Source organism: Teichococcus coralli, from assembly GCF_009829925.1.
In the GTDB taxonomy this organism is placed as follows: Bacteria; Pseudomonadota; Alphaproteobacteria; order Acetobacterales; family Acetobacteraceae; genus Pseudoroseomonas; species Pseudoroseomonas coralli.
The window spans coordinates 68,824-83,105 of the sequence record NZ_SNVJ01000018.1; the positions used below are offsets into that span (position 1 = coordinate 68,824).

13 protein-coding genes are annotated in these 14,282 nt (G+C 70.5%); 3 read left to right on the forward strand and 10 right to left on the reverse strand.

Annotated features, from left to right (window positions below):
- Positions 1-50 precede the first annotated feature (50 nt).
- Positions 51-1,334 carry an esterase-like activity of phytase family protein gene (locus E0493_RS17695; protein ID WP_160938573.1) on the forward strand — a complete coding sequence of 428 codons (1,284 nt, stop codon included), beginning with the start codon at positions 51-53 and terminating at the stop codon, positions 1,332-1,334.
- Positions 1,335-1,429: 95 nt separating this feature from the next.
- On the opposite strand, the gene E0493_RS17700 is transcribed toward E0493_RS17695, so the two are convergent.
- The 3 genes from E0493_RS17700 to E0493_RS17710 all read right to left on the reverse strand — a co-directional run bounded on the left by E0493_RS17700 (position 1,430) and on the right by E0493_RS17710 (position 4,705).
- The gene (locus tag E0493_RS17700) at positions 1,430-2,842 is read right to left on the reverse strand and encodes a TRAP transporter large permease (protein ID WP_160938574.1); all 1,413 of its coding nucleotides are present in this window, start codon (positions 2,840-2,842) and stop codon (positions 1,430-1,432) included.
- 32 nt (positions 2,843-2,874) lie between these two features.
- A complete protein-coding gene (locus E0493_RS17705; RefSeq protein ID WP_160938575.1) occupies positions 2,875-3,423 on the reverse strand; it encodes a TRAP transporter small permease subunit in 549 nt (182 codons plus the stop codon).
- Positions 3,424-3,604: 181 nt separating this feature from the next.
- Positions 3,605-4,705: a TRAP transporter substrate-binding protein gene (locus tag E0493_RS17710; RefSeq protein ID WP_160938576.1), complete on the reverse strand. Its 1,101-nt coding sequence runs from the start codon at positions 4,703-4,705 to the stop codon at positions 3,605-3,607.
- Between the two features lie 215 nt (positions 4,706-4,920).
- Between E0493_RS17710 and E0493_RS17715 the strand changes: the two genes are divergently transcribed.
- On the forward strand, positions 4,921-5,856 hold the full coding sequence (locus tag E0493_RS17715) for a cation diffusion facilitator family transporter (RefSeq protein ID WP_160938577.1): 936 nt from the start codon (positions 4,921-4,923) through the stop codon (positions 5,854-5,856).
- 168 nt (positions 5,857-6,024) lie between these two features.
- Here the strand turns inward: E0493_RS17715 and E0493_RS17720 are convergent, their stop codons facing one another.
- The 4 genes from E0493_RS17720 to E0493_RS17735 all read right to left on the reverse strand — a co-directional run bounded on the left by E0493_RS17720 (position 6,025) and on the right by E0493_RS17735 (position 9,544).
- Complete coding sequence (locus tag E0493_RS17720; protein ID WP_160938578.1) at positions 6,025-6,849, reverse strand: class I SAM-dependent methyltransferase; 825 nt, start codon at positions 6,847-6,849, stop codon at positions 6,025-6,027.
- 105 nt (positions 6,850-6,954) lie between these two features.
- Positions 6,955-8,343, reverse strand: coding sequence for an FAD-binding oxidoreductase (locus E0493_RS17725; RefSeq protein ID WP_160938579.1), 1,389 nt, complete (start codon positions 8,341-8,343; stop codon positions 6,955-6,957).
- On the reverse strand, positions 8,340-9,245 hold the full coding sequence (locus E0493_RS17730; protein ID WP_160938580.1) for a dimethylarginine dimethylaminohydrolase family protein: 906 nt from the start codon (positions 9,243-9,245) through the stop codon (positions 8,340-8,342). The genes E0493_RS17725 and E0493_RS17730 overlap by 4 nt, the downstream gene beginning before the upstream one ends.
- Positions 9,246-9,298: 53 nt before the next feature.
- Positions 9,299-9,544 (reverse strand): helix-turn-helix domain-containing protein, encoded by a 246-nt coding sequence (locus tag E0493_RS17735; protein WP_202397198.1) that lies wholly within the window; start codon positions 9,542-9,544, stop codon positions 9,299-9,301.
- Positions 9,545-10,036: 492 nt separating this feature from the next.
- Here E0493_RS17735 and E0493_RS17740 point away from each other — a divergent pair, with 492 nt between their 5' ends.
- A complete protein-coding gene (locus tag E0493_RS17740) occupies positions 10,037-10,864 on the forward strand; it encodes an HpcH/HpaI aldolase family protein (protein ID WP_160938582.1) in 828 nt (275 codons plus the stop codon).
- A gap of 43 nt (positions 10,865-10,907) precedes the next feature.
- Here the strand turns inward: E0493_RS17740 and kdgD are convergent, their stop codons facing one another.
- The 3 genes from kdgD to E0493_RS17755 all read right to left on the reverse strand — a co-directional run bounded on the left by kdgD (position 10,908) and on the right by E0493_RS17755 (position 14,243).
- Entirely contained in the window at positions 10,908-11,846 is a 939-nt protein-coding gene (gene kdgD, locus E0493_RS17745; protein WP_160938583.1) for a 5-dehydro-4-deoxyglucarate dehydratase, read from the reverse strand.
- 84 nt (positions 11,847-11,930) lie between these two features.
- Positions 11,931-13,184: a DNA polymerase IV gene (locus E0493_RS17750; RefSeq protein ID WP_160938584.1), complete on the reverse strand. Its 1,254-nt coding sequence runs from the start codon at positions 13,182-13,184 to the stop codon at positions 11,931-11,933.
- A gap of 159 nt (positions 13,185-13,343) precedes the next feature.
- A complete protein-coding gene (locus E0493_RS17755; protein WP_160938585.1) occupies positions 13,344-14,243 on the reverse strand; it encodes an ROK family protein in 900 nt (299 codons plus the stop codon).
- Positions 14,244-14,282 lie beyond the last annotated feature (39 nt).

Below are 14,282 nucleotides of genomic sequence, written 5' to 3' on the forward strand. Positions count from 1 at the left end.
GAACAAACGCATAGCTTGCGCCGTCCGCGAATCATGCAACGGAGGCGCCGATGCGTCGTCTTCTTCTCGCCACCTGCCTGCTGCTGCCCGGCATCGCTCAGGCCAGGCCCGAAGTCACCATCCTGAGCAATGACGACCCGGGGCTGCGCATGGGGCAGGTCCGCTTCGCGGGCGGCAAGACCCTTGACCTCCGCCTCGGCATCGGCAGCGCCGCCTACCACCGCCCGGGCGATCCGGCCGACATCGTCTATACCCTCTCCGACCGCGGCCCCAACATCGCCTGCGGCGACGCCAGGGAAATCACCGGCCTTGCCGCCGACCGCATCTGCGCCGCCGACGCCAGGGGCCGCATCTATCCGCGCCCGGACTATGCGCCGACCCTCTACGGCGTGCAGCTCCTGCCGGAGCAGAAGCGCTTCCGCGTCTTCGAAGCCCTGGCGCTGAAGACGCAGGACGGCCGCCCCATCACCGGCCTCACCAACCCGTTGAAGGGCCGCACCGAGCAGCCGCTCGACGGCGAGGGCCGCAAGCTCGACCACGACCCCTCCGCCATCGACGCCGAGGGCCTGCTGCGCCTGCCCGATGGCAGCTTCTGGGTGGGCGAGGAGAACGCCCCGTCGCTGGTGCATGTGGGCGCCGAGGGGCGCATCCTCCGCCGCATCGTGCCGGCCGGCACGGCGGGCGAGTTCGCCGGCGCCGGCTACGAGGTGTTGGACGGCCTGCCCGCCCTGCTGGCCAGGCGGCAGTCCAACCGCGGCATCGAGAGCGTGGCCGGCACGCCGGACGGCGCCACGCTCTACGCCATCCTGCAGAACCCGCTGGCCAACCCCGACGCCGCCGCCTACCGCGACGCCCGCAACACCCGCCTGCTGCGCTACGACCCCGCCACCAACACGGTGACGGGCGAATGGGTCTATCAGCTCGACGATCCGCAGAGCTTCCGCAATGATCCGTCGAACAAGCAGAACAACCCGCGCATCTCCGAAATGAGCTGGCTCGCCCCCGGCCGCCTGATGGTGCTGGAGCGCACCGAGAAGACCACCAAGCTCTACGAGGTGCGGCTGGACCAGGGCGCCACCAACATCGCCGGCACCCGCTGGGACGATGCGGCGACACGGCCGACGCTGGAGCAGAGCAACGACCTCGTGGGCACCGGCATCACGCCGCTCGCCAAGCGCCTGCTGCTGGACAGCGCCGACCATCCGGAACTGCCGGCCAAGATCGAGGGCATCGCGCTGCTGCAGGGCGGCACGCTGATGCTCATCAACGACGACGACTTCGGCATCACCGGCGAGCGCACGCGCATCGCGCTGGTGAAGGGCGTGCTGGACTGACGCCGGTGGCCGGGGAGGAACCCTTCCCGGCGCGCTTCCCCGCCCAGGCGGAAGGCAGGGTGCCCGGGGGAATTCCTTCCCCCGGACTTTTCGCGTTACTTGAAGATGATCGGCGCGTCGTCGGCCGGCATGTCGGGCAGCGGCACCTCGATGCGGATGCTGCTCGGATCCACCTTCGGGCCGGAATCCAGCCAGTAGGTCACGCTCTGCGGCCACAGGATGACGGTCGCCACCAGGACGAGCTGCATGCAGACCCAGGGGATGGCGCCCCAGTAGATGTCCTTGGTCAGCACCTCCTTCGGCGCCACGCCGCGCAGGTAGAACAGCGCGAAGCCGAAGGGCGGGTGCATGAAGCTGGTCTGCAGGTTCACGCAGAGCAGCACGCCGAACCAGACCAGGTTGATGTCGAGCTTCGCCGCCGCCGGCGCCAGCAGCGGCACCACGATGAAGACGATCTCGAAGAAGTCGAGGAAGAAGGCCAGGAAGAAGATGAAGACGTTGACGAAGATCAGGAATCCGGTCTGGCCGCCGGGCAGGTGGGAGAGCAGGTGCTCGATCCAGAGCGCGCCATCCACGCCCTGGAACACCAGGGAGAAGACGGTGGAGCCGACCAGGATGAAGATCACCATGGCGGTCAGCCGCATGGTGTTCTCCATCGCCTGCCGCAGCAGCGGCCAAGTGAGGCGGCGGTTCACGGCGGCCAGCAGCATGGCGCCCACCGCGCCCATGGCGCCCGCCTCGGTCGGCGTGGCGATGCCAAGGAAGATGGTGCCGAGCACCAGGAAGATCAGCACGATCGAGGGCACCATGCCCTTCGCCACGCGCCAGTAGAGCGGCCAGCCACGCGGTCCCAGCGCCTCGGGCGGCAGCGGCGGCACGCGGTGCGGCTGGAAGATGGCGACCAGCGCGATGAACAGGATGAACAGCGCGATCTGCAGCATCGAGGGGCCGATCGCGCCGGCATACATGTCGCCCACCGAGCGGCCGAGCTGGTCGCCCAGCAGGATCAGCACCAGCGAGGGGGGGATGAGCTGCGCGATGGTGCCGGAGGCGGCGATCACGCCCGTCGCGATCCGCATGTCGTAGCCGTAGCGGTGCATCACCGGCAGGCTGATCATGCCCATGGCGATCACCGAGGCGGCCACCGTGCCGGTGATGGCGCCGAGCACCGCACCCACCAGGATGACCGCGATGGCGAGCCCGCCCGGCACCTTGCCGAAGAGCTGGCCGGTGCCCTCCAGCAGGTCCTCCGCCAGGCCGCAGCGTTCCAGCACCGCCCCCATCAAGGTGAAGAAGGGGATCGAGAGCAGCAGCTCGTTCGACATGATGCCGAACACCCGGAAGGGCAGGTTGCCCAGGTAGGCCGGGGTGAAGAAGCCGAGCTCGATGGACAGGAAGCCGAAGAACAGCCCGGCCGCGGCCAGCGAGAAGGCCACCGGGAAGCCGATCAGCAGGAAAACGACGAGACCGCCGAACATCAGCGGCGGCATCATCTCGAGGGTCACCATCGGGGAGGAGTGTCCGCGTTACGGGGTGGCGATCATTGGTCGGGGCGGTGGTAGTCGGTGACCACCCCGCCCTGCGGCGTGATGCCGCGCAGCAGGGCGGCGCGCTTGATCAGCTCGGCCAGGCCCTGCAGCCAGATCAGCGCGAAGCCGACCGGCAGGAGCAGCTTCACCGGCCAGCGGATCAGGCCGCCGGCATTGGAGGACTCCTCCAGGCGCACCCAGCTGTCCACGAAGAAGGGCCAGGTCATCCAGGCCATCAGCCCCATCGCCGGCAGCAGGAACAGGATCAGGCCGAACACGTCCACCCAGAGCCGGGCACGCGGGGAAAGGCTGCCGAAGACGAGATCCACGCGCACATGCTCGTTGCGCATCAGCGTCGGCGCGGCACCAAGCAGGACGATGCCGGCGAAGAAGTACCACTGCACCTCCAGCCAGGCGTTGGAGGAGTAGTTGAGGCCGTAGCGCACCACGGCGTTGCCGGCACTGACCAGACAGGCCAGCAGCACCAGCCAGTAGGCGATCACGCCGAAGGCGGTGCTGACCTTGTCCATCGCCCGACTGAAGCCAAGCAGGGCACCCATCCAGCGGGTCCTTCCAGGTCTGATAGAAAACACGTCCAACGCCGCTCGGGCGGCGCCCTGATAGAAAATACGTCCGGCGCCGCTTGGGCGGCGCCCTGACAGAAAACAAGGCCGGCGCCGCTTGGGCGGCGCCCTGACAGAAAACAAGGCCGGCGCCGCTTGGGCGGCGCCGGGCAGGCCGTCAGCGGCGCTGCTGCGCCTCCTGGCCGTACATAGCATAGACGAACTGGTCAAAGGTGTGCTCCGTCACCCGGAACCAGCCATACTCGGTATCCCGGAACTCCCGCCAGCCCTCGTAGATCTTCTTGAAGGTGGCGTTCTGGGCGGCGATCTCGTCATAGAGCTCGAAGCTGGCCTTGTAGGCGGCGCCCATCACGTCGCGCGGGAAGGCGCGAAGCTGGGTGCCGGCGGCGATCAGCCGCTTCAGCGCCGCCGGGTTCTGCACGTCGTACTTGGCGATGGAGGTGAGGGTGGCGTCGTGGCAGGCGCTTTCCAGGACCTCCTTGTAGAGCTTCGGCAGCTCGTCGTACTTGGCCTGGTTGACGTAGAGCGAGAGGTTGAGGCAGCCCTCCCACCAGCCCGGGAAGTAGTAGTAGGGCGCGACACGGTTGAAGCCGAGCTTCTCGTCGTCATAGGGTCCGATCCACTCGGCCGCGTCCACCGTGCCCTTCTCCAGGGCGGGGTAGATGTCGCCGCCGGCGATCTGCTGCGGCACCACGCCGAGCTTCTGCATCACGTTGCCGGCCAGGCCCGCGATGCGCATCTTCAGGCCGCTGAGGTCCTGCACGGACTTGATCTCGCGCCGGAACCAGCCGCCCATCTGCGCGCCGGTGTTGCCGGCGGGGATGGAGACGATGTTGTAGCCGGCGAAGAACTGGCGCAGCGCCTCGCGGCCGCCGCCCTCCTGCATCCAGGCGTTCATCTGCCGGGTGTTCAGGCCAAAGGGCAGGGTGGCGTCGAAGGCGAAGGTCGGGTCCTTGCCCACGAAGTAGTAGGAGGCGGTGTGGGCGCACTCGACGGTGCCGTTCTGCACCGCGTCGGCCACCTGCAGGCCGGGCACCAGCTCCCCGGCGGGAAAGGCGCGGATCTGGAACTTGCCGTCCGTCAGCGCCGCCACGCGCTGCGCGACGCGCTCGCCGGCGCCCCAGATGGTATCCAGCGAACGGGGAAAGGAACTGGCCAGCCGCCAGCGGATTTCGGGCGCGGTCTGGGCAATGGCCGGGGCGGCCAGCGCCGAGGCGCCCATCACGGCACCACCGGTCAGCAATTGGCGACGGATCATTCGCTCTGCAACTCCCTTGGACAGCCGGCGGCTGCCGCCGCCGCTCCGTCCCATTTTGCGGGCAGAGGCCGAGCTTTGTCATCGGCCGGCTGGCGAGGACCGTGAAATATTATTATGGACTCCTGTTCATCTTTTCCGCCGCGAGCGCCTTCCCGCAAACGATCGCCGCCCGCCGCGTTCTGTCCGGGGCACAGACCGCAGGCCGAGGAACACCGATGCCGAAAGAGGGAAGCGCGAAGCTGGCAGTCTATGCCGCGCTGGCCGGGAACGTGGCCGTTGCCGTCACCAAATTCGGCGCGGCTGTCCTCTCCGGCAGCTCGGCGATGCTCAGCGAGGCGATCCATTCCACCGTGGACTCCGGCAACCAGGCCCTCATGCTCCTCGGCATGCACAAGGCGGCACGGCCGGCAGACGAGTTGCACCCGTTCGGCCACGGGCAGGAGGTGTATTTCTGGAGCTTCATCGTGGCGATGCTGATCTTCGGCATCGGCGCCTGCGTCTCGGTCTGGGAAGGGGTTGAGCAGGTCCTGCATCCCGTGCCGGCGCAGAATGTCTGGATCAGCTACGGCGTGCTCGCGCTCGCCTTTGTCTTTGAGGGCACCAGCCTGTATTTCGGCGCGCGCGAGTTCCGCCGGCAGACGCGCCCGCGGGGACGCTGGCTGCGCGCCGCCCGCAGGACCAAGGACCCCATCGCCATGACGGCGGTCTTCGAGGACAGCGCGGCGGTCGCCGGCGTGGTGATCGCCGCGCTCGGCGTCATGCTCGACCACCTCTTCGGCTGGCCGGTGATGGAAGGGGTGGCCTCGCTGCTGATCGGGCTGCTGCTCGGCGTGACCGCGCTGTTCCTGGCGCGGGAGAGCCGCAGCCTGCTGCTGGGCGAAAGCGTTGCGCCGGAGGTGCGGCAGGACATCGCCCGGCTGGTTCGCGCCGATTCACGGGTCGTGCGGCTTGACCGCATCCTGACCCTGCACCTCGGGCCCGCCTATGTGCTCGTCGCCCTGACCCTCGACTTCCACGACCGGCTCGGCGACGAGGCGGTGGAGGCGGGCACGCGGGAGATCGCGCGCCGCATCCGTGCCGCCCATGAGGAGGTCGGCACGGTGCTGTTCGAACCCCGCGACAAGCCATCCGGCGCCGCCTCCGCGGCCTGAGCCGCTCCTGCGCGCGGAAGGGCGGCCTTCTGCTAGAGCAGATCCTGTTCCGATGGCATCATCGGGACGGGTGAAGATGTTCGTCAAAACAACCGGCTAGAGCATTCCCGTGNTCGTCAAAACAACCGGCTAGAGCATTCCCGTGAGCCAGGGCGAACGGAAAATGCCCTAGGTGACGCCGCGCACCGCCCAGGCGCGCGCGGCGAGCCGGATGCGCCCGTCCGGCTCCGTGGGCAGCGTAACACGCAGTCGCTCGCGCAGCCGGGCGCGGTGCTCCTCGTCCAGCGACATGCAGTAGCCGGGAGCGGGGGCCTGCCCGCCCAGGAAGGGCCGCCAGAAATCCTCGAAGTCGTGGAACACCGTCGGCACCTCGATCGCCGTCACCTCGACGCCACGCAGCCCCGCGCCGCCGAAGCGCGCGCGCAGGGCATCGGGCCGGCAGAGCGGCGAGCGGAGCGCCTCGTCCCGCTCGCGGGCGGCCGGGTCCAGCGCGCCGGCGGCGTCCCAGAAGCGGCGCATCATCTGCATGCCATCGGCATAGTCCCAGACATAGGCCGCCAGGGTCCCGCCGGGACGGGCGGCGCGGCGCATCTCCGCCACCGCCTTCGCCGGGTCCGGCACGAAGTTCAGGACCAGGCCGCTGACGACCGCGCCGAAGCTGGCATCCGGCACCGGCAGGGCCTGGGCGTCGCCTTGGCGGAATGCGGCGCGTGGGTCCGTCACCTGGTGCCGTGCATGGGCCAGGAAGCCCTCGGAGGGATCGATGCCGAGCACACTGGCCGGGGCATGGTCCGCCAGGATCGCTTCGGTCAGCGCACCGGTGCCGCAGCCCAGGTCAAGCCAGTCCTCGCCGGGCGGCACACCGAGCCAGGCGAGGAACTCCTTCGCGACCCGGCGGCTCCAGCGCCCGACATAGCCTTCATAGACCTCGCCGGATGCCCACCACGGGCCGGCCTCTCCACCCCGCGCGCGGGGCCCGCCTTCCGCTGCCATCGCACCGCTCCCCGCGACTGCACGAGCGGGGAGGAGTGTGGCGTCGTTCCGAGCCCCGCGCCAGCGCCATGCGCCGGCCGGGGCTGGCGGGGCGCCCGGATCGCCTCAGTTCAGGAACAGCTTGCCCGGGTTGAGAATGCCCTTCGGGTCCATCGTCGCCTTCAGGCCGCGCATCACCGCCAGCACCTCGGCCCCATGCTCCTGCTCCAGGAACTCGCGCTTGCCGAGGCCGATGCCGTGCTCGCCCGAGCAGGTGCCGCCCAGCGCCAGGCCCTGCGCGACGATCTGCCGGTCCAGCGCCCAGGCCTTCTCCAGCCCCTGCGGGTCATCGGCGGGGAAGAGGATGACGACGTGGTAGTTGCCATCCCCGACATGGCCGACGATGCAGGTGTCCTGCCCGGCCGCCTCGGCCAGGGCCTTGGCGCCGGTGATCGCCTCGGCGAGGCGCGAGATCGGCACGCAGACGTCGGTGGTGATGCCGCGGCGGCCCGGGTAGAGCGCGTTGGCCGCCCACCAGGCGTCGTGCCGGGCCTTCCAGAGCCTGCCGCGCGCCTCGGCGTCATGCGCCCAGGCGAAGCCCTTGCCGCCCATGTCGGCGGCGATGGCCTCCACCGCCGCCGCCTGCTCCTGCACGCCGGCCGGGCTGCCATGGAATTCCAGGAACAGCGTCGGCAGCGGCGCGAAATCGAGCTTGGAATAGGCGATGGAGGCGCGCATCTGGTCGGCGTCGGCCAGTTCGATGCGGGCGACGGGGATGCCGGCCTGCATGGTCATGATGACCGTCTCGACCGCCGCGGCCAGGCTGTCGAACTGGCAGACGGCGGCGCTGGTCGCCTCCGGGATGCCCTGCAGCCGCAGGCGGACCTTCGTCACCACGCCGAGCGTGCCCTCGGAGCCGACGAAGAGCCGCGTCAGGTCGTAGCCATTGGCCGCCTTGCGGGTGCGGCCGCCGGTGCGGATGACGCGGCCATCGGCCAGCACCACCTCAAGCCCGAGCGTCGCCTCGCGCATGGTGCCGTAGCGCACCGCGTTGGTGCCGGAGGCGCGGGTGGCCACCATGCCGCCGAGCGAGCAGTGGCTGCCCGGGTCCACCGGAAAGAACAGGCCCTGGTCGCGCAAATAATCGTTGAGCTGGTGGCGGCTGACGCCCGGCTCCACCAGGCAGTCCATGTCCTCGGCATTGACCTCCAGGATGGCGGTCATGCGGCTGAGGTCGAGGCTGATGCCGCGCCGGACGGGCACCACATGCCCCTCCAGGCTGGTGCCGGCGCCGAAGGGGGTGACGGGCACGCCATGCGTGTTGCACAGCGCCAGCAGGCGCGAGACCTCCTCGGTGCTCTCCACGAAGGCCACGGCATCGGGCAGCACGGGCGGGTTGGCGTCCTCGCCGCGGGCATGCTGCTCGCGCACCGAGGCGTTGGTGGAGAGCCGGTCCCCCAGGAAGGCCCGCGCGGCGGCGATCACGGTGTCCACGGGGTTGGCGGTGATGGTCATGCGATCTCCTCATCCCGCGCGAGCGGGCAGGTCAGGCAATGCGGGCCGCCGCCGCCCAGGGTGAACAGCGACAGCTCGGGGTCGAGCACGGCGAGCCCCTCGGCGCGGAGCGCGGCGTTCAGGGCGCGGCTGCCGCGGGCGGATACCACGCGGCCGCCGCCCAGGGCGAGGATGTTGCAGCCGAGCTGCATTGCGTCCCGGTAGGGGACAGGCAGCCAGCGGATGCCATGCGCCCGCAGCCAGCGGAGGAAGTCCTCGTCCAGCACATCGGCGCAGGCGACGGCGAGGCCGGGGGCGGCCATGCAGAACAGCACGTCGAGGTGGAGGAAATGCTCGTCGAAGGGCTCCAGCCGGACCTCCCAGCCCTCGGCGCGCAGCCAGCCGGCGAGTTGTTCGGCACCCGCCTCGTCGGTGCGCCCGCCGGAATGGCCGATCACGGCGAGGCCGGGGTGGAGGATGTGGATGTCGCCGCCTTCCAGCGTGCCGGCGGAGGATTTCCGCCAGAAGCCGCTGCCCCGGGCGGCGTGGAAGTCGAGCAGCCCGGCATATTCGCCGCGCCGCTGCGGCCGTTCGAGCTGGCAGAGCACCGGGCCGCGATGCGTCACCACCACGCTGTCCCGCGTGTAGACCATGTAGGGCAGGTGCGGCTCGGGCGGCAGGTGGTGCACGGTGGCGCCGCCCTCGCGCAGCGCCGCCACCAGCTCGGCGTGCTGGGCGGCGAGATGCGCCGGCGCCGGGGCCTGCCGCGCCTCGGCGAGCGTATGGCGGGCAATGGTGTTGGTGGGCAGCCACCGATAGTGGTCCGGCGGGCAGACCAGGACTTCCCGCAGCGTCCCGGTTTCCGAGGCGAGACGCCAGCGGGGCGCGGCGGGGGGTGAGGTATGGCTCGTCGGCTGGCGCATGGTGCCGAACGCTACGCGCCCCCCATTGGAGCGGCCAGCGAAAAGCAGCCGCCTCAGGCGGCGACGGCCTGCCGTCCGGGATAGCGGTTGAAGCGGATGCCCGGGCCGCCGTCGCGCGCGCCGTTATCCGCCAGGAAGACGATGCCGGCCTCCTCGAAAGCGGTGCGCAACTTCTCCAGGATGCTGACCGTGACATTGGGCACGCCATAGACCGACTCGATGCGCCGGATGCTGGCCTGGCTGACGCCCGAGCGGCGGGCCAGTTCGTCCACCGGCCAGCGGAGCGCCGCGCGCGCCATTCGGACCTGGCATGCCGTGAGAAGGATGCCACCACTCAACATTGCCTTGCTCCTTCCTCTTCGTTGCGCTGATTTCGCTCAGGAATGCGGGAAATCCCATCATTTGGCCGGCGTGGCTAGACCTTCGCACCACGTCTGGCCGGTCATCAAGCGCATGGCTGATGGGCGTGACGGAGCAATGCTGCAAATCGGGCGGCGGTGCCGCGGACCCAGAAGGAGAGGACCGGCGCGCGCCACCCCTTCGGCGGCCGCGCGCCCCCTGGCGGCGCCACGGCTTGCTCCGGGCCAGAGGCAGGAGGGGCTGGCCCGGTCCGGGCGGCAGTCGCTCCACAGCCGGGCGCGGTTGGAGGGAAACATGACCCCTGGCGCCGGCAGGACGCGGCGAGCCTCTCCCGCCGCGGCAAAACCGCATTCGTCATGCGTTCGACACGTTGACGCTCCCGCTTCACCGAGCCTAGCGTTTCCCTCCATCCCGGAGGAAACGAACACCCAATGGCAAACAAGGTGAAGGAGGCCTGGTCGCAGGGCCGCGCCGTGGTGAATGGCTGGCTGGCCATCCCCAATGCCTACAGCGCCGAGGTGATGGCGCAGGCCGGCTTCGACAGCCTCACCGTCGACATGCAGCATGGCGTGCAGGACTATCTTTCCGCGGTCGCCTGCTTCCAGGGCATGCAGCCCCATGCGGTGACGCCGATGGTGCGCGTGCCGTGGAACGAGCCGGGCATTGTCGGCAAGGTGCTGGACGCCGGTGCCATGGGCGTGATCTGCCCGATGGTGAACACCGCGGAGCAGGCGAAGCAGCTTGTCTCCTCCTGCCGCTATCCGCCCGAGGGCACGCGCTCCTTCGGGCCGATCCGCGCCGGCATCTATGGCGAGGCAGGCTCCTATTTCGCCACGGCGAACAAGGATGTCGCGGTCATTCCGATGATCGAGACGCAGGAGGCGCTCGACAACATCGAGGCCATCCTGGACGTGCCGGGCATCGACGGCATCTATGTCGGCCCGTCGGACCTCGGCCTCTCGCTCGGCCTGGTGCCGAAGCTGGACCGGGAGGAGCCGGAGATCCTCAAGATCTACGAGCGCCTGCTGAACGAGTGCGGCAAGCGCGACATCGCCGTCGGCCTGCACAACGGCACCGCCGCCTATGCCAAGCGCATGATCGGCATGGGCTTCAAGCTCGTCACCATCGGCAACGACAGCGGCCTGCTGCTGCAGGCGGCGCGCGTCGCGGCGGCGGGCGCGCGTGGCGAGGGCAGCGAGCAGGCGGCGCGGCACAGCCAGGCGGGCAGCCAGCGCGAGCCCGGCGAGCTGCGGAAGTAAGGAAAACCGTGGGGGAGCATCGCTCCCCCACGAAGCCGGCGGATCAGGCGGCGGCGCGGCGCGCGCCTTCCGGCAGCTTGGCGACCAGCGCCTTCAGCATCTCCATCTCGCCCGCGTCCAGATCGGTCAGCGGCGGACGCACCGGGCCGGCGGAACGGCCGACCGCGGCGCAGCCTGCCTTCACGATGGAGACCGCATAGCCCTTCTTCCGGTTGCGGAGGGCGATATAGGGCAGCACGAAGTCGCGCAGGCCCTGGAACACCGCCTCGCGGTCGTGCCGGCGCACCGCCGCGTAGAAGTCCTGCGCGAACTCCGGCACGAAGTTGAAGATGGCGGAGGAATAGGTCGTCACGCCCATCTCCAGATAGGGCAGGGCGAAGGTCTCCGCCGTCGGCAGGCCGCCGACATAGGTGAGCCGGTCGCCCATCCTGGCGTAGATCCGCGTCATCAGCTCGATGTCGCCGACGCCGTCCTTGAAGCCGACGAGGTTCGGGCAGCGCTCGCAGAGCCGCGCCAGCGTGTCCTCGTTCAGGATGGCGTTGTCGCGGTTGTAGACGATGACGCCGAGCTTCGTGCTCCGGCACACCGCCTCGATATGCGCGGCGAGGCCGGCCTGCTCCGAGTTCACCAGGTAGTTCGGCAGCAGCAGCAACCCGTCCGCGCCCGCCGCCTCGGCCGCCTGCGCGAGCTCCTTCGCGATCGGGGTGGCCATGCCGCAGGGGGCGATCACCGGCACGGCGCCCTTCACCTCGTCCACCGCCGCCTTCACCACGGTGGCGATCTCGCCGGCGGAAAGGTTGAAGAACTCGCCCGTGCCGCCGGCGGCGAAGAGGCCGGCCGGCTTGTGGCTCAGCATCCAGCCGACATGCTCGCGGTAAGGCGTCGGGTCGAAGGAGAAGTCGGGGTGGAAATGCGTGACCGGGAAGGAAAGCAGGCCGCTGCCGATCTGCTTCGCCATCTCGGCGGGGGTCATCTGGGGCATGTGCGTTCCCTTGTTGTTCAGGAATGACGTCAGGTCATCCTATGTCTGGCAAGTGGTGCAGGTCCATGCCTCAAATGCGGCTGCCTAGCGCTTGGCGAGAAGGCCTCGCGTGACCGCGGCCTCGCCGAAGCGGGCGCGCAGCTTCTCCATGGCCTCCCAGCGGGCGGCGCGGCGCGGCGCCTCCGCGTCCACCAGGTCGCCCAGATCGGCCCCGGCGCCGGGCAGCAGCGGCTGCGCGCCGATGCCGATCAGCCGGAACGCGGTGCCGTCCGCCTCCCGCGCCAGCAGCGGCCGGGCGGCGGCGAAGAGCGTGTCCGGCAGTCGGCTCGGCGCCGGCAGCCGGGCATGCCGGGTGCGCAGCGCGAAGCTCGCCGTCTTCAGCTTCAGCACCACTCCCCCGGCGGCGAAGCCCTTCTCCTTCAGCCGCCGCGCCAGCTTCTCGCAAAGCCGCCAGAGCGGCGCCTCCAGCTCGGCCACGCCGCGCAGGTCCGCTTCGAAGGTGGTCTCCGCGCTGATCGACTTGGTCTCGCGGTTGGGGTCCACCGGCCGGCCATCCTCGCCGCGCGCGCGGGCGGCCAGCCCCGGCCCCTCCTCGCCGAGCCGCGCCGCGGCCTCGCGCGGGGAGAGCCCCTGCAACTGCCCGAGCGTGACGAAGCCCAGCCCGTTCAGCCGGCGCGCCAGCACCGGCCCGACGCCCGGCAGCACCGAGACGGGTTCGCCCGCCAGCACCGAGGCTGCCTCCGCCGCGCCGATCACCGCGAAGCCGCGCGGCTTGTCCCGCTCCACCGCCAGCTTCGCCAGCAGCCGGTTGGGCGCGAGGCCGACCGAGACGGTCACGCCCACCTCCCGCTCCACCCGCAGCGCGAAGCGCGCCAGCACGGCGGCCGGGGGCGCCCGGTGCAGCGCCGCCGTGCCGGAGAGGTCGAGCACCGCCTCGTCGATCGAGAGCGGCTGCACCAGCGGCGTCAGGTCCTCCATCAGCGCGCGGATGGCGCGGCTGGCGGCGGCGTATTTCGCCATCTCCGGGCGGATCACCACCGCATCCGGGCAGAGGGAGAGCGCCTTGAACATCGGCATCGCCGAGCGCACGCCGCGGATGCGCGCCAGGTAGCAGCAGGCCGAGACCACGCCCCGCTTGCCGCCGCCGACGATCACCGGCTGGGCGCGCAGCTCGGGGCGGTCGCGCTTCTCCACGCTGGCGAAGAAGGCGTCGCAGTCGATATGGGCGATGGCGAGCTCGGTCAGCTCGCCATGGCGCACGATCCGCCGCCCGCCGCAGGCCCGGCAGGTGGGTCCCTCCTGGAACAGGTGCAGGCAGTCGCGGCAAAGGGCGGGCATGGAGGCATTCTAAAGCGGGAATGGGCTGGGCAGGAGGGTTCTTCCCGGAGGTATCGAGGAAGCGAAGGCCGGGGGAATGAATTCCCCCGGACCCCCTTCTTTTTCTGTCGGTTTTCGGCTCCGCCCTGAGGGAAGGCTCCCGCCCCACGGTCGATCAGCTCAGGGCCGGTCCCAGAGGCGCGCGGCGCCGAACACGCCGGAGGAGTCGCCGTGCTTCGCCCGCACCAGCCGCACAGCTGCCACGTCGCCGAAGACGTAGGGCGCCATCCGGCGGGGCACCTCGGCATAGAGATGATCCAGGTTGGAGAGGCCACCGCCCAGCACGATGGCGTCGGGGTCGATCAGGTTGGTCACGGCGGCCAGCGCCCGGGCCAGCCGGCCGGCATGGCGGACCAGCGCCGAACGGGCCGCTTCGTCCCCCGCCGCCGCGGCTTCGGCGATGCCCCCGGCATCCCGATGGCCCTCGCCCTTCCAGCCGGCGGCCAGCGCCGGGCCGCAGAGCCACGCCTCCAGGCATCCCCGCTGGCCGCACCAGCAGCACGGGCCGGGATGCTCCTCCGGCCGCGCCCAGGGCAGGGGATTGTGCCCCCATTCGCCGCCGACCCGGTTGCGCCCCTCGATCACGCGCCCGTCCACCACCACGCCGCCGCCGACGCCGGTGCCCAGGATCACCGCGAAGACCACGCCATGGCCGGCGCCGGCACCATCCGCCGCCTCGCTCAGCGCCAGGCAGTTGGCGTCGTTGGAAAGCCGCACGGGGCGGCCGAGTCGCGCCTCCAGGTCGCGGTCCAGTGCCCGGCCGTTCAGGCACTGGGTATTGGCGTTGCGCACCAGCCCGGTGGCCGGGCTCAGGCTGCCGGGGATGCCGAGCCCGACCGTGGCGCCGGAGACGCCGAGATCCGCCTCGGCAGCCGCCACCAGCCCGCCGATCAGATGCAGGATGCCGCCGTAGTCGCTCGGGGTGGCGGCGCGCCGGCGCAGCCGCACCGCGCCCGCTTCGTCGAGCGCGGCGATCTCCGTCTTCGTGCCGCCAAGGTCGATGCCGATGCGCAGGGTCATGGGTGGGGAGAATACAGGGCGATGCGGCCCGGGCCAGGG

What these genes read in the sequence shown, in the direction of transcription:
- E0493_RS17695 (WP_160938573.1), top strand. Translation starts at nt 51, where the DNA reads ATGCGTCGTCTTCTTCTCGCCACCTGCCTGCTGCTGCCCGGCATCGCT.
- E0493_RS17700 (WP_160938574.1), bottom strand. Translation starts at nt 2,842, where the DNA reads ATGGTGACCCTCGAGATGATGCCGCCGCTGATGTTCGGCGGTCTCGTC.
- E0493_RS17705 (WP_160938575.1), bottom strand. Translation starts at nt 3,423, where the DNA reads ATGGGTGCCCTGCTTGGCTTCAGTCGGGCGATGGACAAGGTCAGCACC.
- E0493_RS17710 (WP_160938576.1), bottom strand. Translation starts at nt 4,705, where the DNA reads ATGATCCGTCGCCAATTGCTGACCGGTGGTGCCGTGATGGGCGCCTCG.
- E0493_RS17715 (WP_160938577.1), top strand. Translation starts at nt 4,921, where the DNA reads ATGCCGAAAGAGGGAAGCGCGAAGCTGGCAGTCTATGCCGCGCTGGCC.
- E0493_RS17720 (WP_160938578.1), bottom strand. Translation starts at nt 6,849, where the DNA reads ATGGCAGCGGAAGGCGGGCCCCGCGCGCGGGGTGGAGAGGCCGGCCCG.
- E0493_RS17725 (WP_160938579.1), bottom strand. Translation starts at nt 8,343, where the DNA reads ATGACCATCACCGCCAACCCCGTGGACACCGTGATCGCCGCCGCGCGG.
- E0493_RS17730 (WP_160938580.1), bottom strand. Translation starts at nt 9,245, where the DNA reads ATGCGCCAGCCGACGAGCCATACCTCACCCCCCGCCGCGCCCCGCTGG.
- E0493_RS17735 (WP_202397198.1), bottom strand. Translation starts at nt 9,544, where the DNA reads ATGGCGCGCGCGGCGCTCCGCTGGCCGGTGGACGAACTGGCCCGCCGC.
- E0493_RS17740 (WP_160938582.1), top strand. Translation starts at nt 10,037, where the DNA reads ATGGCAAACAAGGTGAAGGAGGCCTGGTCGCAGGGCCGCGCCGTGGTG.
- kdgD (WP_160938583.1), bottom strand. Translation starts at nt 11,846, where the DNA reads ATGCCCCAGATGACCCCCGCCGAGATGGCGAAGCAGATCGGCAGCGGC.
- E0493_RS17750 (WP_160938584.1), bottom strand. Translation starts at nt 13,184, where the DNA reads ATGCCCGCCCTTTGCCGCGACTGCCTGCACCTGTTCCAGGAGGGACCC.
- E0493_RS17755 (WP_160938585.1), bottom strand. Translation starts at nt 14,243, where the DNA reads ATGACCCTGCGCATCGGCATCGACCTTGGCGGCACGAAGACGGAGATC.